A 24,085-nucleotide genomic window follows, 5' to 3' on the forward strand; every position below is an offset into this window, starting at 1 on the left:
TTCTGGCGGGTCATGGCGCGGCGTCCGCGCGCGCAGCACCCCCGGTCAGAGATGCGAAACTGGTCTGCTGCCCGAGCCAGGCCTGGTAGTCCTGCTCGGTGTCGACCACGACATAGCCGCGCATGAAGGCATGGCCGACGCCGCAGAGCTCGGCGCAGAGGATCTCGAAGGTGCCGGTCCGGGTCGGGGTGAACCAGAAATAGGTGACCGCCCCCGGGATCATGTCCATCTTGGCGCGGAACTCCGGCACGTAGAAATCGTGCAGCACGTCCACCGAGCGCAGCACGACCTTCACCGGCCGGTCGACCGGGAGGTGGAGATCGGCTGCCTCGACAATTACGTCGTCCTGGCCGCTCGGGTCGTGCGGGCTGATCCCGAGCGGGTTCTCCGGGGTGATCAGCCTGGTATCGGCCCGCCCGAGGCGACCGTCCTCGCCGGGCAGGCGGTAGCTCCACTGCCATTGCTGGCCCACGACCTCGACCTCGGCCGCATCCTCCGGCACCTGGACGAACTGTGCCCATACCACGAGGCCGGGCGCCAGCATGGCCGCCACGCCCACGGCGGTGCCGACCGTCAGCACCAGCTCCAGCCGTCGGTTCTCGGGCTCATAGGCGGCCCGGCGACCCGGCTGGTGACGGAACCGCAGGAGGCAGTAGGCGACGAACAGCACGACCGCGGTGAACACCGCGCCGGTGATCCAGAAGGTCACGATCAGGGTCGTGTCGATATAGCCCCAGTTGGAAGCGATCGGCGTCCACCACCACGGGCTCAGGAAGTGGAACAGGAGCGAGCCCAGCACGATCAGAACCAGGACGGCGGCGATCAGCATCGCACATCGAGCCCCTGAAGGTGGTCGAGGTCAAGGTCGCGCCGATGTTCCCCCGGGTGGTCGGCTAGTATCTGCTGGTCGGAACTGGCCAGAGCACCGGCATGAAAATACCGCCCGCCCATGAGCCAAGCAGTCTACCTCCCCGTCGACTGGCGCGGCCATCCCGGATGGGCCGATATGATCTCCTGAGCAGACTTCATGGAGATCCGGATCAGCATCTTCTCTTCTGACATCTGTGCAGGCCATTGTCAACGCGACCACGCCCGTCATCGCGCGGGGGCGATGGCGGGAGACTGAGTCCCGGCAGCGGACCCGGCTCTGCTTCATGTCCACAGCAAGCTGAAAGAATTCTCCCTTGTCGAAGCCCGGCATCACTTAGCAGAATCGAAAAGATCCTAGCGGAGGCACTGCAAAATTCGACAAATGCCTCGACATGATCACGTTAAATCTGGATTATACTCGATGTTATTCTGGAATTCCGCGAGGATGAAGCTAGCAGTTGCTCGTGGAGGCTGCCGCAGGTGCGGTGGCGGCTCCGGAACAGGGCAAGCAGCGCCATGGCTTCATTGGACAGCGTCGCGCGCCGGATCATGCGCGGCACGATGATTTTCGCCGTCCTGGTCTCGGCCGGCCCCGGCATCTCCCGCCCGGCCATGGCGGACGGGGCATCGGTGCGCCTGCAGGAGCGCGTGCTGATGCAGCGCAACGGCCCGAGGGGCCTAGAATATGTCCCGACCGCCGCCGCCACCGGCAGCACGAAGGGCAAGAGCAGCCTGAAGGTCGACGTCCTGCGCAGGATCGAGCTGGATGGCGCCGCCCTCGACAACACCTATTCCAGCCTGCTGCCGCTCGACAGCGACCGGGACGGCACCTACGAGTTCGTCCACTGGAACGGCCACCAGGTGATGCGCGTCTACGGCCAGAGCGACAGGAAGCTCTGGCAGGTCACCAACAGCGGCGCGCGCAAGGTGGGGGACCGAAGCTTCATCCATCGCGACGGTGCCGCCGTCCTGGACCTGGACGGCGACGGCAAGGACGACGTGCTGCATTGCTGGCAGTCCGGCTCGACCAGGCGGCTGGTCGCCCGCGACGGCGCCACCGGCAAGGAGATCCGCCATGCCAGCCTGAGCGGCCAGAGCAATTCCACCGGCAGCCTGTGCCGGATCGCGGTGTACCGCACGGAGCCGAGCGGGGCGCCCGTGGTCCTGGTGGCGCACAGCCAGCCCGGCGGCAGTGCCATGTGCGGCAAGCGCAACTGGGTCGACAACTGGACCCGCGTGGTCGCGTTCGACACCAGGCTGAAGCGGCTCTGGCATGTCGACACCTGCGATGCCGGGCACCAGACCGCCGGCGTCGACGGGAATGGCGACGGCGAGATGGAGTATTTCTTCGCCGGGAAATACGCGATCGACTTCAAGGGCAAGATCCGCTGCACGCTGGCCGGCTGGAGCAGGACCGACCATGTGGACGCGATCCGCGTGGCCGGATTGGACGGCAATCGCTCCAGGCTGCAGGCGGTGGCGATCGGCCGTACCGGCGGCGACGCGTTCGATGCCGGCAACTGCAAGCGGCTCTGGAGCCTGCCTGCTGCCGTGAAGAACCCGCAGGAACTGGCGGTCGGCCAGTTCGAGCCGGCCCCTGCGCCGCTGGGGGTGATGGTCACCGAGCGCGGCAACACGGGCAAGTCGAGCAGCTTCGTCCTGAACAACCGCGGCAAGCTGGTCCGCACGATCAAGAACCGCCGGGTGATGGCCATGCAGAACGCCGAGCTGGACGGCAACCGCCGCACCGACGAGGTGGTGGCGATCTTCGGCGAGGTGTTCGACGGCAAGGGCCAGAAGATCCTGTCGAGGAACTGGTACTGGAACCTCAAGGGCAGCAAGGTGAAGGAAAAGAAGACCAGCAACGTCTATGATCGCTGGGTAGCCTTCCCGGTGCTGTTCGACGTGGACGGCGACGGCAGGGACGAGCTGGTGACCTGGGGACAGAGCCTGATCGTGGTCGGCCGGCCGCGCTGATCCGCGGGGTCGGGGGCCATGGCGCCAAATCGGTGCGTGATCGCCAGCGCCTTCAATTGGCCGCCGGAAAAGCGGGCACGGGCTTGCCGATAAAATTATCACACTTGTTTATCGGCGGCAGATGGCCAATTTCTGTTCATGGCAAATAAATGACCTGACCGGCAGATGAGCATCTGTGGACATGTCGTTTGTGGGCTGCCAATGGTCCGCATCCTCGCGGGCCAGTCGTGCCTATCTCGAATGGATCTTCTATGACTACCGGAACCGTCAAGTGGTTCAACCCCGACAAGGGCTTTGGTTTCATCGCCCCGGACGAAGGGGGCAATGACGCGTTCGTTCACATCAGCGCCGTCCAGCGCTCCGGCATCGGTGATCTGCGCGAGGGCCAGAAAGTCGAGTACGAACTCGTGCAGGATCGTCGGAGTGGCAAGCTCTCGGCCGAGAACCTGCGCATCGTCGGGTAGTCTTCCGTCCGGCCGGCGCCACGCCCGGCAGTGACAGGCAGCGGCCTTGGGCCGCCGCTGGTCACGGCGGGGTGCTGGCAGAGGACGGACCGCCGACCCTCGATCGAGTTGGCCCTGCGCCTGAACAAGGTTGCAGGGCTTTCGCGTTTTCTGGGGCCGGTGCAGCCCGGCCTAGAGGAAGAACAGGACGGCCAGCAGCACGAACACCGGCAGCAGGATCGCGGCCGACCAGCCGACATAGCCGAAGAAGCTGGGCATCCGGATGCCCATCTCGTCGGCAATCGCGCGCACCATGAAGTTCGGCGCGTTGCCGATATAGGTGTTCGCACCCATGAACACGGCACCTACCGAGATCGCGGTGAGCGTGGCCGCCTGGCTGGTGGTCATGACCAGCGGGTCGCCGCCGGCCAGGTTGAAGAACACCAGATAGGTCGGCGCGTTGTCCAGGAACGAGCTGAGGATGCCGGTCACCCAGAAATAGGCGGCAGGGATGGGCGCCCCGCTGGGATCGCTCACCGCCTGCACCAGCGGGGCGAACGGGCCAGAGAGGCCTGCCTTCAGCATGGCCAGCACCGGCACGATCGTCACGAAGATGGCGGCGAACAGCTTGGCCACCTCCAGGATCGGCCCCCAGCCGAACTCGTTGGCGAGCCTGGCGCTCTTCGGCGTGAGCGCCAGCGAGGCCAGCGTGATCGCGACCAGCGCCAGGTCGCGCACGAGGGCCTGCGCCCCGAGTTCGATGCCGAGGAACGAGACCACGACCGGCCCCTGCCAGATGCCACTGAACAGCACGGCGGCCACGATGGCCCCCAGCAGGAACAGGTTGGCCTTCCCCTCGAAGACCCGCTGCCCCTTGGGTGGTGGCGCGCCGTCGACGATCGCGAGCCGCCGGTCCAGGAGGTAGTAGCCGCCGAGCAGCAGGCCGGCGGCCAGCAGCATCGGCAAGAACAGGTGCACGGTCGGCCAGAAGAACGGGACGCCCTTGAGGAAGCCCAGGAACAAGGGCGGGTCGCCCATGGGCGTCAGCGAGCCGCCGATGTTCGCGACCAGGAAGATGAAGAACACCATGGTGTGGACCCGGCGGGTCCGCCAGGCGTTCGCCCGGATCAGGGGGCGCACCAGCAGCATGGCCGCCCCGGTCGTGCCGGTGAAGCTGGCCAGCAGCGTGCCCACGGCCAGCGACGCGGTGTTGGAAGCCGGGCTCCCGTCGAAATAGCCATCCAGCCGCAGGCCGCCCGCCGCTGTGAACAGGGCCAGGAGCAGGAGGATGAAGGGCAGGTATTCCAGCAGGCCGACATGGGCCAGCTCGTAGAGGCTGCCGTCCAGGCCTAGGGTCGGCAGCATCGGCAGGATCACCAGCGCCGCCCAGCCGAGCGCGATCTTGCCGTAGTGGTGGTGCCACAGGTCCGGGGCCAGCAGCGGCATCAGGGCGATCGACAGGAGCAGCCCCGCGAACGGCACCGCCCACCAGCCCGCCAGTTCCGCGCCGACGAAGCCGTGCCCGCCCACGTCCGCCGCGAACGCCGGGCTGCCGGCAGCGATGACGGCCAACAAGGCCAGGAGCGGCAGGGCGATGACCCTGCGACAGGCAGGGAGCGGACGAGACGGCATCCCGGTTCCAGCCAGGGTGGGCCGCATCGTCGCGGCGCGGCGGTGCTACAACACGGTTCCCGGAATGGCCAAGGGTGGCCAGAGGATGACGAAGCGGTGCCACGACCCCATATGCTACTCGATGCAGCCGGATGACGCCCGCATGCCGCTTCGAACAAAGCCGAATTGCAGAGGCTGCAGGGCGATTGTCCTCAGCCGGCAACGGAGGGTATGGTTCGGACGGACCGGAGCACCTCGGGTCTCCTCGGACCCCGAGCAGGTGGCATCGAACCTGAGGCGTGGGACTGTGAGACGACCATCGCGATGAGCGACAGAGACCAGGATCGGGGCATCATCGAGCGCGGCGGGGTGGCGACCAAGACCCACACCCGCACCGAGAAGCCGTCCCTCTACAAGGTGCTGCTCCTCAACGACGACTACACACCGATGGAGTTCGTCGTGCACGTGCTGGAGCGCTTCTTCCGCAAGAGCGAGGAAGAGGCGGTGCAGATCATGCTGCACGTCCACCAGAAGGGCGTCGGCGTCTGCGGCGTCTACACGTTCGAAGTGGCCGAGACGAAAGTGATGCAGGTCATCGACTTTGCCCGGCAGAACCAGCATCCTCTCCAGTGCACGATGGAAAAGGAATGATGAGCGTCATGGCGATCGACGTCCGGTCGATCGGCCAGATCCCGGCCATCCGGCCGGTGACCCGAGGGGTCATGGCATGGGCAGGCGGCCCCTCAGCCCTTCTTGCCGTCCGCCCACCCCAGCAAGGCGAGTGACCCGAACATGCTGTCGCGCAATCTCGAAAAGTCGCTGAGGCGGGCACTGGCTCTGGCCAATGCCAAGCAGCACGAATATGCCACGCTCGAGCACCTGCTCATGGCGCTCACCGAGGACCCGGACGCGATGGCGGTCATGAAGGCCTGCGCCGTCGACCTCGACCGCCTGCGCCTCGTGCTCAGCCAGTATCTCGAGCACGAAATGAGCGGGCTGATCGTGGAGGCCGGCACCGACGCCAAGCCCACGGCCGGCCTGCAGCGTGTGATCCAGCGCGCGGCGATCCACGTCCAGTCGTCCGGCCGGCACGAGGTGACGGGCGCGAACGTGCTGGTGGCGCTGTTCTCCGAGCGTGAATGCCACGCCGTGTTCTTCCTGCAGGAGCAGAACTGCTCGCGGCTGGACGCGGTCAACTACATCAGCCACGGTATCTCGAAGAAGCCCGGCATGTCCGAGGATCGTCGCCCGCGCGGTGCGGACGAACGGGATGAGGAGGGTGCTCCCACGGCACAGAAGAAGGACGAGAAGGACGCGCTGTCCCAGTACTGCGTCCACCTGAACAAGAAGGCCGCGGAAGGCAAGATCGACATCTTGATCGGCCGCGACAACGAGATCGAGCGCACGATCCAGATCCTGTGCCGGCGCTCGAAGAACAACCCGTTGTTCGTGGGCGATCCGGGCGTGGGCAAGACGGCCATCGCCGAGGGCCTGGCACTGCGGATCGTCCAGGGCAACGTGCCGGAAATCCTGAAGAACTGCGTGATCTACTCGCTCGACATGGGGGCGCTGCTGGCCGGCACGCGCTACCGTGGCGATTTCGAGGAGCGGCTCAAGAGCGTCATCAGCGAGCTCGAGAACGACAGCCGCGCGATCCTGTTCATCGACGAGATCCACACCGTTATCGGTGCGGGCGCCACGTCCGGCGGCTCGCTGGATGCTTCCAACCTCCTCAAGCCGGCTTTGGCTTCCGGTGGGCTGCGCTGCATCGGCAGCACGACCTACAAGGAGTTCCGCAACTATTTCGAGAAGGACCGGGCGCTGGTCCGGCGCTTCCAGAAGATCGACATCCCGGAGCCGACCGAGGACGAGAGCGTCAAGATCCTGCATGGCCTGAAGCCGAGCTTCGAGGAGCACCACCAGGTCAAGTACACCAACAACGCCATCAAGGCGGCGGTGAAGCTGGCGGTGCGCTACATCCACGACCGCAAGCTGCCCGACAAGGCGATCGACATCATCGACGAGGTCGGTGCGGCGCAGATGATCAAGCCGGAAGGCCAGCGCAAGAAGACCATCGGTGCCAAGGAGGTCGAGGAGATCGTGGCCCGGATCGCCCGGGTGCCGATCAAGGCGGTCTCGGCGCGCGACAAGGAATCGCTCAAGCACCTGGATGCCGACCTCAAGGGCGCGGTCTATGGCCAGGACAGCGCGATCTCGGCCCTTTCCTCGGCGATCAAGCTCAGCCGTGCCGGCCTGCGCGATCCGATGAAGCCGATCGGCTGCTACCTGTTCAGCGGCCCCACCGGAGTCGGCAAGACCGAGGCGGCCCGCCAGCTCGCCAAGACCATGGGCATCGAGCTGATCCGCTTCGACATGTCGGAATACATGGAGCGCCATGCCGTAAGCCGCCTGATCGGCGCACCTCCCGGCTATGTCGGCTTCGACCAGGGCGGCCTGCTGACCGACAGCATCGACCAGCACCCGCACGCCGTCCTCCTGCTGGACGAGATCGAGAAGGCGCACCCCGACGTCTTCAACATCCTCCTGCAGGTGATGGACTACGGCAAGCTCACCGACAACAACGGCAAGACCGTCGACTTCCGCAACGTGGTCCTGATCATGACCACCAACGCGGGCGCCGCGGACATGGCGAAGCCCGCCATGGGCTTCGGCAGCTCGGTGCGCGAGAACGAGGACAAGGAAGCGATCAACCGCCTCTTCACGCCTGAGTTCCGCAACCGGCTGGACGCGGTCATCCCGTTCGCGGGCCTGACCCCGGCGATCGTGCGCAACGTGGTCGACAAGTTCGTCAAGGAGCTGGGCGCGCAGCTCGCCGACCGGCGGGTCTCGATCGAGGTCGACGAGCTGGCGCGCGACTGGCTGGCGGAGAAGGGCTACGAGCCGCTGTTCGGCGCCCGGCCGCTGGCCCGGCTGATCCAGGAGAAGATCAAGCGGCCGCTGGCCGACGAGCTCCTGTTCGGCCGGCTGGTCAAGGGCGGCAAGGTCGTGGTGACGATCGAGGAGGGCGAGCCCGCCTTCCAGATCACGCCCACCGGCGGCGGCCCGGCGCTCCTGCCCAAGCCGGGCCCTGCTGCAGACGATGACGAGGAGGAAGAGGACGACCAGCAGCTGACGGTCGACGCCTGATCCTTCAAGGCTGATCCCCGGGGTCCGATCCGAAGGGCCTCGGGGATCAGGCCGCCGGCTCCGGCCGCGTGGCATAGGGCAGGGCGGCTTCCAGCTCTGCCCGCTCCGCCTGGATCGCCCGCCGCTCCCTGGCCAGAAACCGGGCTATCGCGTCACGCAGGCCCGGATGGGTGATCCGGTGTGCGCTGTAGGTCAGGACTGGGGCATAACCGCGCTGGACCTTGTGCACGCCCTGCGCACCCGCCTCGACCCGGGGCAGGCCCTGCGCGATCGCCCATTCGATCGCCCGGTAGTAGCAGAGCTCGAAATGGAGGAAGCGATACTCCTCCAGGCTGCCCCAGATCCGGCCATAGAGCGCGTCCTGGCCCACCAGGTTCAGGGCCACCGCCACCGTCCGCCTGCCGTCCCGCGCCCGCATTAGCACGACCCGGTCCGCCATGGTTCGGCCGAGCCGGCGGAACAGGTCGCGGGTGAGGTAGGCATTGCCCCAGCGCTTCTCGACCGTGGCCAGGTAGAACGGCCAGAAGTCGTCCAGCACGGTTTCGCCCAGCTCGGCTCCGGTCAGGGTCTCGATCACCAGCCCGGAACTGGCCACCGCTTCACGCTCCTTGCGGATCATCTTGCGCTTGGAGCTGCGCAGCGTGCCCAGGAAGTCCTGGAAGTCGCGATAGCCGGGGTTGCTCAGGTGGTATTGCAGGCCCAGCCGCTGGAGGAAGCCGGCCTGGCCCAGCGCCGTCCATTCCGCCTCGCTGCAGAAGGTGACGTGGAGGGAGGACAGGCCGGTCGCCTGGAGCATGTCGTCCAGCCCGCGCACCAGCAGGTCCCGCGCCTCCGCTGAAGCCGCCGGGAGGCGGCTGCCAGGCACCGGGGTGAACGGCACGGTCACCTGGAGCTTGGGATAGTAGCTGCCGCCGGCGCGCTCGAATGCGTCCGCCCAGCCATGGTCGAACACATACTCGCCCCAGCTATGGCTCTTGGCATAGACGGGGGCCGCAGCCAGCAGCGTGTCGCCGTCCTCGACTACGGCCGCCAGCGGCTGCCAGCCCGTATCGGTGGCAGCCGAGCCGGACTGCTCCATGGCCGAGAGATAGGCATGGCTCATGAACGGGTCGCCCGAGCCGGCCAGCCGGTTCCAGGCACCAGCATCTAGCGAGGCGACGCCGTCGCTTACCCGAAAGCGCAAGGGCAGCTCAGTCGATCAGGAACACGGCGTCGACCTCGACCGCGCAGTTCAGCGGCAGGGACGGCGAGCCGATGGCGCAGCGCGCATGGCGGCCGACCTCGCCCAGGACCTGGACGAACAGGTCCGAAGCACCGTTGATGACCTTGGGATGCTCGAAGAAGTCCGGGGTGCAGGCCACCCAGCCGGTCACCTTCAGCGTCGCCTTGATCCGGCCGAGATCGCCATCGAGTGCGGCCTTGGCCTGGGCCAGCACGTTCAGTGCGCACTGGCGGGCCGCCTTCTGGCCGTCCTCCACCGACACGCCGCCGCCGAGCTTGCCCTCGACCAGGATCCGCCCGTCGCGGAACGGCACCTGCCCGGCGATCCAGAGCGTCCCAGCACCGAGCCGCGCGGGAATATAGTTGAACTGCACCGCCGGTGGGGTCGGCAGCTCGATGCCGAGCTCCTTCAGCCGTGCCTCGATCGCCGCGCTCTGGCTCATGTCCCTGGTTCTCCGCTGGGCGTTCCTCGCAGGCGCAACCTAGGCGTCCGGCAGGCTTTGGGCCAGGGGGCGGGGCGCCGTTGCGCACCGCGATGACATCGGGCACGATCCGCGCAGTGGGGATTGCCGGGTTGGGAAATTCATTGAGCACGCCGCGCGACGATGGCTTCTTCATGCCGGCGGAATGGGCGCCGCACCGCCGCTGCTGGATGGCGTGGCCCTGCAATGCGCAGGTCTGGGGCGACCGGCTGCAGGCGGCACGTGACATCTATGCCGAGATCGCCGATGCCATCGCCCAGTTCGAGCCGGTCACCATGATCGTGCGGCCGGACCTGATGACCACCGCCTCGCTGGTCACCTCCAAGAACATCTCGATCCTGCCGATGGCGCAGTCCGACAGCTGGACCCGCGACACCTGCCCGAGCTTCCTGATCGACGGCAAGGGCAACGCTGCGGGCGTCGCCTGGCGGTTCAACGGCTGGGGCGGCGTGCACCAGGATTTCGAGGAGGATGCGGCGATGGCGGCGCGGGTGCTGGAGCACCTGAACCTGCCGGCCTACCAGAGCGAGCTGGTGGCCGAGGGCGGCGCCATCCACGTGGACGGCGAGGGCACCTGCCTGCTCTGCGAGACGGCCATCCTGGACCCCGCGCGCAATCCCGGCCTCGGGCGCGAGGAGGTCGAGGCCGAGCTGCGCGCCATGCTGGGCGTCAGCAGCTTCATCTGGCTGGAGGCGGGGCTCACTGATGACGAGACCAACGGCCATGTCGACAACATCGCCTGCTTCGCCCGGCCGGGCGTGGTCATCACCATGCAGTGCGACGATGTCGACGACCCGGACTACGTGATCCTGCGCCGCAACCTCGAGACGCTGCGGGCGGCGCGCGACGCCAAGGACCGGGCACTGGAGATCGTCACCCTGCCCAAGCCGAAGACCCGGCTGAAGGATGACGGGACCCGGCTGACCCTGTCCTATGTGAACTTCTACATCGCCAATGGCGGGATCATCATGCCGGGCTTCGGCGATTCCGCCGACAAGGTCGCGTACCGGACCCTGGAGGCGGCGTTCCCGGACCGGGAGGTGGTGCAGATCCCGTGCCTCGACCTGCTGCATGGGGGCGGCGGCATCCACTGCATCACCCAGCAGCAGCCCGCGGCCGAGCCGCCCGCCTGATGGCGGCGGCCGCCGTCAGCCGACGGCGAGGAGATCGCGGAAGGCGTCGCCCAGCGTCGCATTGGCCGCCATCACCGTGCCTTCTTCCCAAGGCCGGTCGTCGCCCTCCAGCCGGGCGGCCTTGCCGCCGGCCTCGCGGACCAGCAGCATCCCGGCCGCATAGTCCCAGGGCTTGATGCCGTATTCCCAGTAGGCATCGAGCCGCCCGCAGGCGACATAGGCGAGGTCCAGCGAGGCGGCACCCATGCGGCGCAGGCCCGCCACCTTGTCGGCCACCCTCTCATACTGGCCGGGGAAGCTCTTGCGCCCCTTCCAGTCACGTACCGGCAGGCCGCAGCCGACCAGGGCGCGGTCGAGATCGGCGGTGCGCGAGACGCGGATCCGCTGGTCGTTCATGTAGGCGCCGTTGCCCTTGTCGGCGGCGAACAGCTCGTTGCGCACCGGGTCGTAGATGCAGCCGGCGGTCACCTCGCCATGCTGCTCCAGCGCCACCGAGATCGCCCAGTGGGGCATGGCGTGCAGATAGTTGGTGGTGCCGTCGAGCGGGTCGATGATGAAGCGGTGCTCGGGGAACCGGCCCTCACGCAGCCCGCCTTCCTCGGTCAGGATCGAGAAGTCGGGGCGGGCGCGGTGCAGGTCCTGGACCAGGATCTGCTCGGCCCGGCGATCCGCCGCGGAAACGAAGTCGGCCGGCCCCTTGACCGACCATTGCAGTTGCTCGACCTCGCCGTAATCGCGCGCCAGCCCGCGGGCGGCGTGCACGACGGCACGGACCATGACTTCGAGATGAGGCGAACGACGGGGCACGGATCGGAACTCGCTTAAAGGACGGCGTCCGGGTCGGCCGCGGCGACCGCCTGGTCGAGATCGCTGAGCAGGCGGATCGGGTCGGCCGACTGCCAGCAGGACGGCCCCGGCAGCGCGAAGGCGATCTTCGCGCTTACCAGGGTAGCCATGTGGGACGGCTCGATAAGCCCGGTGACGCCACAAGGCAAGACGAACAGTTCGGTCCACCAGGCGGCCAGCTCGATCGCGCGCTCCGGCTCCCGGTCTGCCCGGCCGAACAGGAGCCAGTCGGCGCCCGCCTCCCCGACCTCCATCGCCTCGTGGCGGTCCAGGCTGCACAGGACGCCCAGCACCTTGTCCGGGGGCAGGGCGGCGCGCATCTCGGCCGTCCGCTCCGGCTCGGTCAGCAGGAGCCCGTCCAGCGCGCGCGCCTGCTGCAGGTCGTCGCGCGCGAACACCGCGACCCCGTGCGCCTGGCCGAGCCGGCGGGCCGGCGCCGGGTCCGCCCCGGGCGGCAGCAGGAGGGCAGCCACCCGCCCGCCGGCCAGCACCGGTGCCAGCGCCGCCGTCTCGCCGTCCCGGGCCAGGGGGATGATCAGCCGGAGCCGATCATCCTCGATGCCGTCGCCCGCCTGGGTCCCGTCCGGCTGGCTCACGCGTCGCCACGATAGACGTCGACGATCCGGCCGAGCAGTTCCAGCGCCTCGGCCTTGGGCCGCTGGAAGGCGTTGCGGCCGACGATCGAGCCGGAGCCGCCGCCCGCCTTGATCTGCCGGATCTCCTCGACCAGGGCATCGGCACCCTTGGCCTCGCCGCCCGAGAACACCACGAGACGGCGGCCGTTGAAGCTCGCCTGCATGACGTGGGTGATCCGCTCGGACAGGGTCGCGCGCGGGATCTGCTTTTCCTCGTAGACCTTCTTGGCGGCTTCCAGGTCGAGCGCGTCGGTGGGCGGCTTCACCTTGATGATGTTGGCGCCCATCAGGGCCGCCATGTGCGCGGCATAGGCCACGATGTCGATCGCGGTCTCGCCGGCCTTGGTGACCATGCCGCCGCGCGGGTAGGACCAGACCACGGTCGCCAGGCCGCTGGCCTTGGCCTCGAGGGTCAGCTCGCGCAGCTCCTCCATCATCCCGTAATTGTAGTCGGAGCCGGGATACATGGTGAAGCCGATGGCGACGCAGCCCAGACGCAGCGCGTCGCGCACGCTGCCGGTGACCGCCTGGTCGCCGATGCCCTTGGCCAGCGAGTTGGCGCTGTTGACCTTGAGGATCAGCGGCAGCTCGCCGGCGAACGTGTCCGCACCGGCCTCGAGTGAGCCGAGCGGTGCTGCATAGCCGGACAGGCCGGCTTCCAGGGCCAGCTCGAACAGGTAGTGCGGGTCATAGGCGGCAGGGTTGGCGGCGAAGCTGCGGGCGGGCCCGTGCTCGTAGCCCTGGTCGACCGGCAGGATCACGAGCTTCCCGGTGCCCGCCAGCTTGCCCTGCATCATCAGCCGGGCCAGGTTCGACTTCACCCCGGGATTCTCGCTCTCGTAGTACGAGAGGATCTTTCTTACCGCCGGCGTAACGCGCATCGTCAGCATCCTTCTTTGCCTTTGGACCCCGTGCTCGGACCGCACGCGGGTTAAGAACACGGCATAGGTCGCGCCGTCAAACGGGCTGGGAGGCTCCCGGTGCCGCACGACGCCAGGCCCGGCAGCGCGCGGCCAGATCATCGGCCGAATCGATGGCGAGGAGGGGCAGGCCGATCTCCTGGCGCAGCTCGCCACCCAGTGCCCGCGCGATCGCCGCCAGCCGTTCGTGGCGCTCCGCCGGGCCGCCATGGCGCAGGAGGCGCAGGCCGCTGCGCAGGCAGGCCAGCACGTCGCCGGCGCGCTCCCCGCAATCTGCCAGGATCCGGCGCCCGTGCAGGCGCTCCAGCTCGGCGAAGAAGCCGGGCCCGGCATAGGCCACCGCACCCGGCGGGCTCACCGGCAGGATGGCCAGCTTCAGCGCGCACTCCACCGCCGCCACGGCCGCCAGATGCCGGCCGTGATGGACGGTGACGGCCAGTGCGGTCAGCGTGCCAGGGCCGCCACGCCCGGCAGGTCCTTGCCCTCGATGAACTCGAGGAAGGCGCCGCCGGCGGTCGAGACGTAGGAGAATTCCTCCAGCACCCCGGCATGGGCCAACGCCGCCACCGTGTCGCCGCCACCGGCGACCGACTGGAGCCTGCCCTCCCGGGTAAGCTTGGCCGCGGCCTTGGCCACCGCATTGGTCCCTTCGTCGAATGGCGCCACCTCGAAGGCGCCCATCGGCCCGTTCCACAGAAGTGTCTTGCAGCCGGCCAGTGCTTCCTCCACGGCGGCGACACTCATGGGCCCCACATCCAGGATCATCTCCTCGGGCCTGACCTTATCCAGCCCTGTCACCCGGTGCGGCGCGTTCGCCTCGAACTGCGTCGCGACCACCGCGTCGACCGGCAGGACGATCCGGACGTTCCTGGCCTTGGCCTTGGCGGCGATCTCCCGGGCGTTGCCGGCCAGGTCCTTCTCGCACAGCGACTTGCCGATCTCGACGCCGTCCGCGAACAGGAAGGTGTTGGCCATGCCGCCGCCGATGACCAGCACGTCGACCTTGTCAAGCAGGTGGCCCAGCACGTCGAGCTTGGTCGAGACCTTGGCACCGCCGATGAGCGCCGCTACCGGCCGGTCGGCGTCGCCGACCGCAGCACCCAGCGCCTTCAACTCGGCCTCCATCAGCCTGCCGGCAAAAGCCGGCAGGCGCTCGGCCAGCCCGGTCACCGAGGCGTGCGCCCGGTGCGAGGCGGAAAACGCGTCGTTCACGTAGACGTCGCCCAGGGCCGCCAGGGCGTCGGCGAAGTCCTTATGGTTCTTCTCCTCGCCGGCGTGGAAGCGCAGGTTCTCGAGCAGCGCGATCCCGCCTTCCTCGACCTTCGCGACCGCGGCTTCGGCCTCCGGACCCACGCAGTCCTTGCCGAACACCACGTCTACCCCGCCCAGTGCCTGGCCCAGCGCCCGGGCGATCGGCTCCAGCGACATGGCCGGCTCGACCTTGCCCTTCGGCCGGCCGAAATGGGACAGGGCGATGACTCTGGCACCCTTGCCCATCAGCTCCTTCAGCGTCACCGCAGCCCGCTCGATCCGGGTCGCGTCGGTGATCTCGCCGTCCTGCATCGGCACGTTGAAATCGACGCGGACGAGCACCCGCTTCCCCTTCGGGTCGAACTGGTCGATGGATTCGAAGCGGGCCATGGGATCCTCCCTCCGTGCTGCGGGTTCGAGGAGCTAGCACGGGTCATCACGGGCATGAACCCTAGGCACGCGGTCGAGGAGGCGACATGAACACGGGCGATCTCATCGGGCAGATCCTTCAGTCCGGCATGGCGCGCGGCGCCCATACACGGATGCAGCGAGGTGCCGGCAGCCAGCCCGGCCTGGGCGGGCTGCTGGGTGGCTTGCTCGGCGGCGGTGGCGGCGGCCTGGGCGACCTGCTGGGCGGCCGGAGCGGCAGTCACGGCAGCAGCGGCGGGGGCCTGGGCGGCCTTCTCGGCGGCAGTCGCGGCAGCAGCGGCGGCGGCCTGGGTGGCCTCGCCGGGATGGCGAGCGACTATCTGTCCGGTGGCGGGCGCGGCCGTTCCTCCCATCCGCAGGGTGGCGGCATGTATGGCGGCGGCAGCCTGGGCGGCCTGGTCGGCTCGATGCTGGGCGGCAGGCGCTCCAGCGGGATGCTGGGCGGTGCCGCCATGGGCGTGATCGGCATGATCGCCATGAACGCGCTGCGCAATTTCGGCCAGTCCCAGGCGGCAACGCCAGCCGCCCAGGCGCCCCAGGCAGCATCGGCGGTCCAGCCCGGTCAGGCGGCAGCGGCAGAGGTGAGCCCAGACGACATCCCGGCGCCCAGCGAGTCCACCCAGCGGCTCATGCTGATGGCGATGATCTCGGCTGCCAAGGCGGACGGCCATGTCGACGATGCCGAGATGAACAACATCGTCGGCAAGCTGAAGGAGAACGGCGCGGACGCGGAGGAGCGCGACTGGGTGCTGCGCGAGCTGGCCAAGCCCATGGACCTGGACGTGCTGGTGGCCGCCGTGCCGAGCATCGAGGTGGCTGCCCAGGTCTATGCCGCCTCCGCCCTGGCGATCACGCCGGACACGCCGCAGGAGCAGGACTATCTGAACCAGCTCTCGGCCAAGCTGGGCCTGCAACCGGCAGTGCGCGCCTATATCCATCAGGCGCTGGGCCTGCCGGCACCGGCGTGAGCCAGCGTGAGGCCACGCGGCCGGTCAGAAGCGCATGATCTCGGCGTAGCGGTCGGCCGGCGGGCGATGCTCCAACCGGCCACGCCCTGCCGCCGCCAGGGCCCGAAGATGGTGCGCGACCTCCGGCCCGGGCGGAGCGCCTAGCGCAAAGCTGGTGGCGGGCGAGGCCATTGCCCTCCAGGCAATGAGTGCCTGGAGGAGATGCAGAATCAGGTGAAGACGATCTGTCGGCCGCCGGAAGGCGGTTTCAGGACCGGACGATCTGGGTGCCGAAGCCGCCTTCGGTGAACAGTTCCAGGATGATCGCGTGCGCGACCCGGCCGTCCAGGATTACCGCGGCGTCCACGCCCTGCGCCACGGCGGCCAGGCAGGTCTCGACCTTGGGGATCATGCCGCCGGCGATTACGCCGTCCTGGACGAGCTGGCGGGCATGGTCGGCGGACAGGCTCGGGATCAGCTCCTTCTGCTTGTCCAGCACGCCGCGCACGTCGGTCAGCATCAGCAGCTTGCGTGCGGCGAGCGCACCCGCCACCGCGCCCGCGGCGGTATCGGCGTTGATGTTGTAGGTCTCGCCCTCGGCACCCACCCCGATCGGGGCGATCACCGGGATGATGTCGGTGCCCATGAACACGTCGAGCACGGTCCGGTCGACGAAGCTGGGCTCGCCGACAAAGCCCAGGTCCAGCACCTGCTCGATCTGGCTGTCCGGGTCGCGCCGGGTGCGGGTCAGCCTGGTCGCCTGAATCAGCCGGCCGTCCTTGCCGGACAGGCCAACCGCCCGGCCGCCGGCCGCCTGGATCGCGTTCACGATCTCCTTGTTGATCTTGCCGGCCAGGACCATCTCGACGACCTCGACCGTGGCGGCATCGGTCACCCGGAGCCCGTCCACGAACTCCGAGCGGATCGCCAGGCGGTCGAGCATCGCCTTGATCTGCGGGCCGCCGCCATGGACCACGACCGGATTGATGCCCACCTGCTTGAGCAGCACCACGTCGCGGGCGAAGTCCCGCGCCGCCGCCGTGTCGCCCATGGCATGGCCGCCATATTTGATGACCATGACCGCATCCTGGTAGCGCCGCATATAGGGCAGCGCCTCGATCAGCGTGGCGGCGAGCTGGTGGATGTCGGTCGTCATCGGCTCAACGTCTCCGGGTGCCGCGGCTCGGCAGGCGGGCGGGCGAGGGCGGCCAGTTCGGCGCGCAGCTCAGGGATGCCGGTGCCGTCCTGGGAGCTGGTCAGGAGCGGGGTGGGCAGGGCACCGATCCGGCGTGCCAGGGCATCGGTGACCTCGGCCAGCCGGTCGGTGACCATGGAGCCACGGATCTGGTCGGCCTTGGTGAGCACCACCTGGTAGGGGACCGCCGCCTTGGCGAGGGTCTCCATGGTGGCCGTGTCCACGTCCTTCAGGCCATGGCGGCTGTCGACCAGCACGCAGACCCTGGCCAGCGGTGCCCGCCCGGCCAGGAACCGGGTCACCAGCCGCTTCCACGCATCCACGGTGCGCTTGGGCGCTGCGGCATAGCCGTAGCCCGGCAGGTCCACCAGCACGAGCCGCCCGGCCAGGTCGAAGAAGTTCAGCTCCTGGGTACGGCCGGGCGTGTTGGAGGCCCGGGCGATGTCCTTGCGGTTGACCAGCGCGTTGATCAGGCTGGACTTGCCGACATTGGAGCGGCCGGCGAACGCGACCTCGGGCAGGTCGGCCGGCGGGAGCTGGGCGAGGTCGGCCACCCCGCGCATGAAGGTGATCGGCTGGGCGAACAGCAGGCGGCCCGCCTCCAGGCGGGCCGCTGCTTCGTCGTCGGGGCCGGTGGCGCCGCTCATGTCTTGGCGGGCGCCGGGCTCGGCTTGCCGTGGCGCTTCATGATGTACCACTGCTGCAGGACCGACAGCGTGTTGTTCCACGCCCAGTAGATCACCAGGCCCGCCGGGAAGGTGGCGAACATGAAGATGAAGATCAGCGGCAGGTACTGCATCAGCTTGGCCTGCAGCGGGTCGGGCGGCTGCGGGTTCAGCTTCTGCTGGATGAACATCGTGGCACCCATGATGAGCGGCCAGATGCCGATCATCAGGAAAGCCGGGGGATCCCACGGGATCAGGCCGAACAGGTTGAAGATCGTGGTCGGGTCGGGCGCGGACAGGTCCCGGATCCAGCCGAAGAACGGCGCGTGGCGCATCTCGATCGAGACGAACAGCACCTTGTAGAGCGCGAAGAAGACCGGGATCTGCACCAGGATCGGCAGGCAGCCCGACACCGGGTTGACCTTCTCGCGCTTGTAGAGCGCCATCAGCTCGACCTGCATCTTCTGCCGGTCGTCGGAAAAGCGCTCGCGCAGCTTCTCCATCTCGGGCTGGAGCGCCTTCATGGCGCTCATCGACTTGTACGACTTGTTGGCCAGCGGGAAGAGGACGATCTTGACCAGCAGGGTCAGGCCCAGGATCGCGATGCCGTAATTGCCGGTCGCGTGGAAGAGCCAGTTCAGGATATGGAAGAACGGCTTGGTCAGGAAGTAGAACCAGCCGAAGTCCACGGCCCGGTCGAACAGCGGGATGTTCAGCTCCTCGCTGTAGCGATCGAGGAGATTGACCTCCTTGGCGCCGACGAACAGGTGCTCGGTCATCTCGAAGGTCTGGCCGGGCTGGATCGTGACCGGCTCGCCCAGATAGTCGGCCTGGTACTTGTCGAGCCCGTTGTCCTGCACGTGGCGGAACGTGGCCTTCACCGGCTTGTCCTGCGCCGGCACCAGCGAGGTCAGCCAGTACTTGTCGGTGAAGCCCAGCCAGCCGCCCGTGGTGTCGTACTGGTGCGCCTCCTCGACGACATCTGAGTAGTTCGGCTCCTCCAGGCGCTCCTGGAAGACCCCGATCGGCCCCTCGTGGAGGATGTAGTAGCCGAGCGTTTGCGGCGTGCCCCAGCGGCCGATCAGGCCGTAGGGATGCAGCGTCACCGGCTGGTCGGTGTCGTTGCGCACCGACCGGCCGACCTTGAACATGAAGTCGTTGTCGAGGGCCAGCGTCTTGCCGAAGGTCAGGCCCTGGCCGTTGTCCCAGGTCATGGTGACCGGCTTGCCGGCACCCACCGCCTCGCCATCGGCCCGCCACATCGTCTCGGCACCGGGCACGGCGACCGGATTGGCCTGGTCGGGGACCCAGCCGAACTCGGCGAAATAGGCGCCGGGGCCGCGCACGGGATCCAATAGGCGGATCTCGGGCGAGGTCGGCTCCACCGTTTCCCGGTAGTCGGCGAGCTGGATGTCGTCGATCCGGCCGCCCCTCAGCGACAGGCTGCCGTCGATCCGGCCATTGTCGATCTGGACGCGCGGCGCATCCTCGGCCACGGCGCCGGCCGTGGGTGCAGCACCGGGTGCGGCCTGGTTGGCCGGCTGGTTCCTCGCCAGTTCCTCGACGCTCTGTGCGGCCTGCTGCTGCTCCTGTGCCTGGCGCAGGCGCGGCAGCTCGTAGAAATACTGGAAGCCCAGGATGATCGCGACCGAGAAGACGATGGCCACGATGAGATTACGCTGGTCGCCCATATGAGCTCGATCTCCAGGCGATCAGACTTTCTGCCCGGCCGAACAGGCCGGGCGCTGCCGCCGAGGCGGGACGGGGTCGAAGCCGAAGCCACCCCAGGGATGGCACCGGCACAGGCGCACGACGCCCAGGCGCAGGCCGCGCAGCGGCCCATGGGTGTCGATCGCCTGCTGCATGTAGCGCGAGCAACTGGGCTCGAAGCGGCAGGCAGGCCCAAGTAGGGGCGAAACCAGCAACCGCCAAGCGCCGAACAGCGAAGCCGTGACGATCCGCGCCGCCCTCACTGCCGGGCGTTCCCGGTAGTACCGGCCCGGATCTTGGCCAGGGCCTGCGTCAGGTCCTCGCGGAGCACGCCAAAGGGCAGCGTCGGGGTCTGCGGCCGGGCGATCAGGACCAGGTCGAGACCGGCGGGAGCCATCGTGGGAACCAACTCCCGCACCAAGGCGCGCAGGCGCCGCTTGGCGCGGTTGCGGACCACCGCACCGCCGACCTTGCGGCTGGCGGTGAAGCCGATGCCGGTACGCTCGTCGGGCACGACCCGCGCCGCATACTGCACGACCATGCCGCTGCCGTGCCACCGCCGGCCCTTGGCGACCCGCAGGAAATCGGGCCGCTTCTTCAGGATCTCGGTCGCTGCCACGCCGCCTCCGGGCTCAGGCCGACAGGCGCTTCCTGCCGCGGGCGCGACGACGCGCGATCACCTTGCGGCCGCCGACCGTCTCCATGCGGGCACGGAAGCCATGGCGGCGCTTCCGCACGATCTTGCTGGGCTGATAAGTCCGCTTCACGAGCGTTACTCGACATCTGAGAGGGGTGACAGGCGCCGCATCGAATTCGACGCAACCAGCGTCGTCGGCAGCCGCCGGCGACGTCGGGGCTGCTGATAGGGGTGTTGGCGCGCATTTGTCAAATGTGCGTGTCACCTTTAGACGTCGGCGGGGATGTGTTTCGGCCGGCCGGCCTTGCGTCCGCACACAGTGGGCCTATCCTGTCGGGCTGGCCGGTCCGGGCGGGTGCGCCGCCGTAGCGGACGCGATCGGAAGAAGCAGATTGTACGACGCGGCAAAGCAGTTGCAGCCGGCCAGGCGCAGCCTGAAGACCAAGATCATCGTCCTGGTGATCGCGATCCTGGTCTGCGTCGAGCTGGCCGTGCTCACCTGGTCGGTGGCGACCTACCGCTATGAGCGGCTGGAACGCCAGATGACCCAGGACATGCTGGTGGCCGACGCGATCGCGATCATGCGCCCGTTCGCGCCCGACGGCACCGACACTTCCACGCCGGACGAGATCCTGAACCTGATGCGCAGCCTGCGCAGCAACGGGCTGATCGTCCGCTCGGACAACACGGAGTGGCGGGTCGGCACGATCTTCGAGCGCAGCGAGATCGACGGCGTGTTCGATCTCGACCAGCCGCCGGGCATCGCCACCAAGATCGCGCAGGCCTTCGACCTGCTGCTGTTCGGCGGCGGGCGGGAGATCGTGCTGGTGCAGCGCTCGCCCGTCCAGGTGGGCTCGCTGGTCGAGGTGTTCACCAGCGACGACGAGTTGCGCGCCCAGACGCTCCGCCACGCCCTGGACATGGCGCTGGTGTCGCTGCTGGTGACCCTGGCCCTGGGCTGGGCGCTGGTCGTGACCCTGGACCGCTGGATCGTGGCGCCGATCATCCGGATCTCGCAGGAGGTGATGGCGTTCCACGCCAATCCCGAGGACGAGAGCCTGGATCATCCGCCGAGCGGGCGGGACGACGAGATCGGTGGGCTGGAGCGGGTGGTCGACGAGATGCGGACCGAGGTGCGCGCGGCCCTGCGCCAGCAGACCCGGCTGGCGACGCTGGGCGCTGCGGTCAGCCGGGTGAACCACGACCTGCGCAACATGCTCTCCACCGCCGTCCTCTTGTCCGACACGCTCGAGCGCAGCCAGGACCCCGAGGTGCGCCGGATCGCCCCCCGGCTGATCGACAGCCTGGAGCGGGCGACCCGCCTGTGCACCGACGTGCTGCGCTTTGCCCGGGACGAGAAGCCACGCCTGGTCGAGACCGACTTCGCCCTGATCCGGCTGGCCGAGGAGGTGGACGACGCCACGCCGCCGCTCAGCGCCTCGCCGGTGCGCCTGAGCATCGACATGGCCGAGGATCTCATCGTCCATGCCGACCGGGACCAGATGTTCCGGGCGCTGCAGAATCTGGTGCGCAACGCATACGAGGCGCTCGCCGGCCGGACCGACGGACAGGTCGCGATCCGGGCCGGCCGCGCCGAGGGTCATGTCTGGATCGACGTCGCCGACAACGGCCCGGGCGTCTCCGAGGGCACGCTGCAATGGCTGTTCCACCCGTTCCGGGCCAAGGAGAAGCTGGGCGGCAGCGGCCTGGGCCTGGCGATCGTGCGCGAGATCATGCGTGGCCATGGCGGCGAGATCGAGCTGGCGGAAACCGGCCCCGCCGGCACGACGTTTCGTCTGCGCCTGCCGCAGCGCCGCCAGTCGGCCCCGCGCCCGGCGGCCAGGGAGACGGCGCTATGAACCGCGAGTTCCACTCTTCTCATCGCCGCCGGGCCGGCAGGGCGTGCAAGGTTTTGGGCCTGGGCCTGGCGCTCCTGCTCATGGGCTGCGCGGCCGCACGGGACCTCGGACCCTATACCGACCTGCGCTGGAAGATCGAGAGCTACTATCGCGACCATGCCTGGGAGGAGGGTGCACGCTGCGTCCTGCCCCGCATGTCGATCACCCAGTGGGAGGTCCTGGAGGAGACGCCGGACAAGCTGGTGATCGGCGTCCGCTATGCCTGGGCGGACGACCGCAACTCCGGCTTCGACCCGGAGCTCGGCCGCAGCCAGGCCGGCACCTGCCAGGGCTTCAATTCCCGGGTGTTCACGGTCGTGCGCGGCCCGGCCGGCATGCAGGTGGAGTCGATGACGGGCGAGCAACGACGGCGATGAGATGGTGACGACGAGGTGGACGTGCGGCCTGGCCTCCCTGGCGGGTCTCCTGCTGATAGGCTGTGCCACGGGCGGCCCGCTGCCCGACCATCCGGGGCTGGCGGTGGCACTGGAGCGCTATTACGCGCGGCACGGCATCGAGGAGGACGGGCGCTGCCCGCTGCCCGAGATGCGGCTGACGGATGCCGAGATCACCGGCGAGCAGGGCGGCCGGATGACGGTGGTGGCCGACTATCGCTGGGTGGACCGGCGCCGCGGCGGCGGGGTAGCGCAGTCCTGCCTGGGCACCGGCACCCGCACCTTCATGCTCTACCAGGGACGGGTGATGTCGATGAGCGGCGAGCAGCGCTGACCGGTGCCGACGGGCCGGCTCAAAGCTCGGAGAACGCCTCGTCACCGATCCGCTGGAGCTGGTCGGTCAGGTAGCTGAGCACGGTGCGGCGCCCGACCTCGATCTCGACGTCGACCAGCATGCCCGGCTGGATCCTGGGGCCGTGCGCCGCCGCCTCCGCTGCCGTCACCACCGTCACCGCATAGACCGGCGGCCCGTCCGGCCGCTCGCGCCTGGCATCCGGCGCGATCTTGTCCAGCCGGCCGTCCAGCGCGCCGTAGCGCACGAAGTCGAAGGCGTGGACCTTCACCCGGGCGGTCATGCCTTCCTTCAGGTGGCCGATATCCTCGTTGCGGATCCGCGCCGCCACGACCAGCCCCTCGCCGGACGGGACCAGCTTCATGATCGGCTGGTTCGCCGCGACCGACTGGCCGGTGGCGCTCACCTGGATGTCCTGGACGAAGCCCGCCACCGGTGCGGTCACCGCCAGGCCGCGCAGCAGCGCCTCCTGGTTCTGCAGCTGCCGGGCCAGGCGGTCGCGCTCGGCCACCACCGTGGCCAGCTCGCCCAGCGTGCGCGAGCGCCGCTCGCTGTCGATCGAGCCCGCGCGGTTGCGGGTCTCCTCCAGCTCGGCGCGGGCGCTGACGAGCTGCTGCTCGGCCTTGGCTAGCTCGCCCGCCAGCTCGGCCACCTGCTGCTCGACCGCCACCAGCTTCATGCGCGGGTAGAGCTCGCGCGCCGCCAGCTCGCGCACCGCATCGAGCTGCTGGCGTTGCAGGGCCAGGCTGTCGCGCAGCCGGGCGATCTCCGCGGCCGCGGCCCGGGTCTCGGCAGTTTTGGCCCGGACCTGCTCGGCCAGGACCTGCTTTTCCCCCGCCAGCGCCTCGATGCGGGCGCGGGCCAGCCGGAGCTGGTCCTGGAGCAGGGCCGGATCGGCACTGCCGGCAAGGCCGGTGAAATCCGGCTCCCGCCCGTCCGCTTCGGCCTGCAGCCGGATTGCCGCCGCGGTCGCCTCGGCCAGCCGCGCTGCCACGTCCAGCCATTCGCCGTTGCGGATCTCCGGGTCGAAGCGGACCAGCACCGCACCCGCCTCGACGTGCTGGCCCTCCTCCACCAGGATCTCGGCGATCCGACCGCCACTCGGGTGGTTGATCACCTTGGCCCGCCCGACCGGCTCGACCTGCCCCTCGGCCCGGACCACCTGCTCGACCTGCGCCCAGGCCATCCAGCCGACCAGAGTGGCGAACAGGGCGGAGATCGTCACCACCAGCACCCGCGCCAGCGGCGAGGCGCGCCGCTCGATCAGGCCCTGGGCATCGGGGAGGAAGTCGGCCCAGCTCGTGAGCAGCGCCATGGGAGC

General features: G+C 68.8%; 26 protein-coding genes. 9 read left to right on the forward strand and 17 right to left on the reverse strand.

Annotation, left to right across the window (positions count from 1 at the left end; all coding sequences use genetic code 11):
• Nucleotides 1–10: 10 nt before the first annotated feature.
• On the reverse strand, nt 11–829 hold the full coding sequence (gene coxB, locus HLA95_RS01905; RefSeq protein ID WP_191057962.1) for a cytochrome c oxidase subunit II: 819 nt from the start codon (nt 827–829) through the stop codon (nt 11–13).
• Nucleotides 830–1,386: 557 nt separating this feature from the next.
• Here coxB and HLA95_RS01910 point away from each other — a divergent pair.
• Together HLA95_RS01910 and HLA95_RS01915 are read left to right on the forward strand one after the other, a co-directional pair.
• Entirely contained in the window at nt 1,387–2,847 is a 1,461-nt protein-coding gene (locus HLA95_RS01910; protein ID WP_191057961.1) for a hypothetical protein, read from the forward strand.
• A 251-nt stretch (nt 2,848–3,098) separates the two neighbouring features.
• A complete protein-coding gene (locus HLA95_RS01915) occupies nt 3,099–3,311 on the forward strand; it encodes a cold-shock protein (RefSeq protein ID WP_159709656.1) in 213 nt (70 codons plus the stop codon).
• Nucleotides 3,312–3,482: 171 nt separating this feature from the next.
• Here HLA95_RS01915 and HLA95_RS01920 read toward each other — a convergent pair whose 3' ends face one another.
• Nucleotides 3,483–4,922 carry a sodium:proton antiporter gene (locus HLA95_RS01920; RefSeq protein WP_191057960.1) on the reverse strand — a complete coding sequence of 480 codons (1,440 nt, stop codon included), beginning with the start codon at nt 4,920–4,922 and terminating at the stop codon, nt 3,483–3,485.
• 303 nt (nt 4,923–5,225) lie between these two features.
• Here HLA95_RS01920 and clpS point away from each other — a divergent pair, with 303 nt between their 5' ends.
• Nucleotides 5,226–5,552: an ATP-dependent Clp protease adapter ClpS gene (gene clpS / locus HLA95_RS01925; RefSeq protein ID WP_159709660.1), complete on the forward strand. Its 327-nt coding sequence runs from the start codon at nt 5,226–5,228 to the stop codon at nt 5,550–5,552.
• 141 nt (nt 5,553–5,693) lie between these two features.
• On the forward strand, nt 5,694–8,048 hold the full coding sequence (clpA, locus tag HLA95_RS01930) for an ATP-dependent Clp protease ATP-binding subunit ClpA (protein WP_191057959.1): 2,355 nt from the start codon (nt 5,694–5,696) through the stop codon (nt 8,046–8,048).
• 46 nt (nt 8,049–8,094) lie between these two features.
• Here clpA and HLA95_RS01935 read toward each other — a convergent pair whose 3' ends face one another.
• Both HLA95_RS01935 and HLA95_RS01940 read right to left on the reverse strand, forming a co-directional pair.
• The gene (locus HLA95_RS01935; protein ID WP_223861363.1) at nt 8,095–9,231 is read right to left on the reverse strand and encodes a GNAT family N-acetyltransferase; all 1,137 of its coding nucleotides are present in this window, start codon (nt 9,229–9,231) and stop codon (nt 8,095–8,097) included.
• A 7-nt stretch (nt 9,232–9,238) separates the two neighbouring features.
• A complete protein-coding gene (locus HLA95_RS01940; RefSeq protein ID WP_191057958.1) occupies nt 9,239–9,712 on the reverse strand; it encodes a RidA family protein in 474 nt (157 codons plus the stop codon).
• Nucleotides 9,713–9,855: 143 nt separating this feature from the next.
• On the opposite strand from HLA95_RS01940, the gene HLA95_RS01945 reads away from it, so the two are divergent.
• Nucleotides 9,856–10,884 (forward strand): agmatine deiminase family protein, encoded by a 1,029-nt coding sequence (locus tag HLA95_RS01945; RefSeq protein ID WP_223861362.1) that lies wholly within the window; start codon nt 9,856–9,858, stop codon nt 10,882–10,884.
• Nucleotides 10,885–10,899: 15 nt separating this feature from the next.
• Here the strand turns inward: HLA95_RS01945 and HLA95_RS01950 are convergent, their stop codons facing one another.
• The 5 genes from HLA95_RS01950 to HLA95_RS01970 all read right to left on the reverse strand — a co-directional run bounded on the left by HLA95_RS01950 (nt 10,900) and on the right by HLA95_RS01970 (nt 14,926).
• Nucleotides 10,900–11,661 carry an inositol monophosphatase family protein gene (locus HLA95_RS01950; protein WP_223861361.1) on the reverse strand — a complete coding sequence of 254 codons (762 nt, stop codon included), beginning with the start codon at nt 11,659–11,661 and terminating at the stop codon, nt 10,900–10,902.
• A gap of 44 nt (nt 11,662–11,705) precedes the next feature.
• Nucleotides 11,706–12,326 carry a thiamine phosphate synthase gene (locus tag HLA95_RS01955; RefSeq protein WP_222182221.1) on the reverse strand — a complete coding sequence of 207 codons (621 nt, stop codon included), beginning with the start codon at nt 12,324–12,326 and terminating at the stop codon, nt 11,706–11,708.
• Nucleotides 12,323–13,246 carry a class I fructose-bisphosphate aldolase gene (locus tag HLA95_RS01960; protein ID WP_191062490.1) on the reverse strand — a complete coding sequence of 308 codons (924 nt, stop codon included), beginning with the start codon at nt 13,244–13,246 and terminating at the stop codon, nt 12,323–12,325. Before HLA95_RS01960 ends, HLA95_RS01955 begins: the two co-directional genes overlap by 4 nt.
• 76 nt (nt 13,247–13,322) lie before the next feature.
• A complete protein-coding gene (locus HLA95_RS01965; protein WP_222182224.1) occupies nt 13,323–13,685 on the reverse strand; it encodes a hypothetical protein in 363 nt (120 codons plus the stop codon).
• Between the two features lie 44 nt (nt 13,686–13,729).
• Entirely contained in the window at nt 13,730–14,926 is a 1,197-nt protein-coding gene (locus tag HLA95_RS01970) for a phosphoglycerate kinase (protein WP_191062291.1), read from the reverse strand.
• Between the two features lie 86 nt (nt 14,927–15,012).
• Here HLA95_RS01970 and HLA95_RS01975 point away from each other — a divergent pair, with 86 nt between their 5' ends.
• On the forward strand, nt 15,013–15,933 hold the full coding sequence (locus HLA95_RS01975) for a tellurite resistance TerB family protein (RefSeq protein WP_222182226.1): 921 nt from the start codon (nt 15,013–15,015) through the stop codon (nt 15,931–15,933).
• Between the two features lie 24 nt (nt 15,934–15,957).
• On the opposite strand, the gene HLA95_RS01980 is transcribed toward HLA95_RS01975, so the two are convergent.
• From HLA95_RS01980 to rpmH, 7 genes are all read right to left on the reverse strand, one after another.
• Complete coding sequence (locus HLA95_RS01980) at nt 15,958–16,104, reverse strand: hypothetical protein (RefSeq protein WP_191061790.1); 147 nt, start codon at nt 16,102–16,104, stop codon at nt 15,958–15,960.
• A 76-nt stretch (nt 16,105–16,180) separates the two neighbouring features.
• A complete protein-coding gene (gene argB, locus HLA95_RS01985) occupies nt 16,181–17,068 on the reverse strand; it encodes an acetylglutamate kinase (protein ID WP_191061789.1) in 888 nt (295 codons plus the stop codon).
• The gene (yihA, locus tag HLA95_RS01990; protein ID WP_222182228.1) at nt 17,065–17,754 is read right to left on the reverse strand and encodes a ribosome biogenesis GTP-binding protein YihA/YsxC; all 690 of its coding nucleotides are present in this window, start codon (nt 17,752–17,754) and stop codon (nt 17,065–17,067) included. The genes argB and yihA overlap by 4 nt, the downstream gene beginning before the upstream one ends.
• The gene (gene yidC / locus HLA95_RS01995) at nt 17,751–19,463 is read right to left on the reverse strand and encodes a membrane protein insertase YidC (RefSeq protein ID WP_191060630.1); all 1,713 of its coding nucleotides are present in this window, start codon (nt 19,461–19,463) and stop codon (nt 17,751–17,753) included. The genes yihA and yidC overlap by 4 nt, the downstream gene beginning before the upstream one ends.
• 21 nt (nt 19,464–19,484) lie before the next feature.
• Nucleotides 19,485–19,745 carry a membrane protein insertion efficiency factor YidD gene (gene yidD / locus HLA95_RS02000; RefSeq protein WP_191060629.1) on the reverse strand — a complete coding sequence of 87 codons (261 nt, stop codon included), beginning with the start codon at nt 19,743–19,745 and terminating at the stop codon, nt 19,485–19,487.
• Complete coding sequence (gene rnpA / locus HLA95_RS02005; RefSeq protein ID WP_191060628.1) at nt 19,742–20,101, reverse strand: ribonuclease P protein component; 360 nt, start codon at nt 20,099–20,101, stop codon at nt 19,742–19,744. Before rnpA ends, yidD begins: the two co-directional genes overlap by 4 nt.
• A gap of 13 nt (nt 20,102–20,114) precedes the next feature.
• A complete protein-coding gene (gene rpmH, locus HLA95_RS02010; protein WP_027135962.1) occupies nt 20,115–20,249 on the reverse strand; it encodes a 50S ribosomal protein L34 in 135 nt (44 codons plus the stop codon).
• 262 nt (nt 20,250–20,511) lie between these two features.
• Here rpmH and HLA95_RS02015 point away from each other — a divergent pair, with 262 nt between their 5' ends.
• The 3 genes from HLA95_RS02015 to HLA95_RS02025 are packed head-to-tail and all read left to right on the forward strand — an operon-like array spanning nt 20,512 to nt 22,746.
• Entirely contained in the window at nt 20,512–21,978 is a 1,467-nt protein-coding gene (locus tag HLA95_RS02015) for a sensor histidine kinase (RefSeq protein WP_191060627.1), read from the forward strand.
• Complete coding sequence (locus HLA95_RS02020) at nt 21,975–22,394, forward strand: hypothetical protein (RefSeq protein WP_191060626.1); 420 nt, start codon at nt 21,975–21,977, stop codon at nt 22,392–22,394. The genes HLA95_RS02015 and HLA95_RS02020 overlap by 4 nt, the downstream gene beginning before the upstream one ends.
• A 1-nt stretch (nt 22,395) precedes the next feature.
• Nucleotides 22,396–22,746, forward strand: a complete 351-nt coding sequence (locus HLA95_RS02025; protein ID WP_191060625.1) for a hypothetical protein — start codon at nt 22,396–22,398, stop codon at nt 22,744–22,746.
• A gap of 19 nt (nt 22,747–22,765) precedes the next feature.
• On the opposite strand, the gene HLA95_RS02030 is transcribed toward HLA95_RS02025, so the two are convergent.
• Complete coding sequence (locus tag HLA95_RS02030) at nt 22,766–24,079, reverse strand: HlyD family type I secretion periplasmic adaptor subunit (protein WP_222182231.1); 1,314 nt, start codon at nt 24,077–24,079, stop codon at nt 22,766–22,768.
• Between the last annotated feature and the right edge of the window lie 6 nt (nt 24,080–24,085).

This window comes from Geminicoccus harenae, assembly GCF_019800005.1.
GTDB classification, from domain to species: domain Bacteria; phylum Pseudomonadota; class Alphaproteobacteria; order Geminicoccales; family Geminicoccaceae; genus Geminicoccus; species Geminicoccus harenae.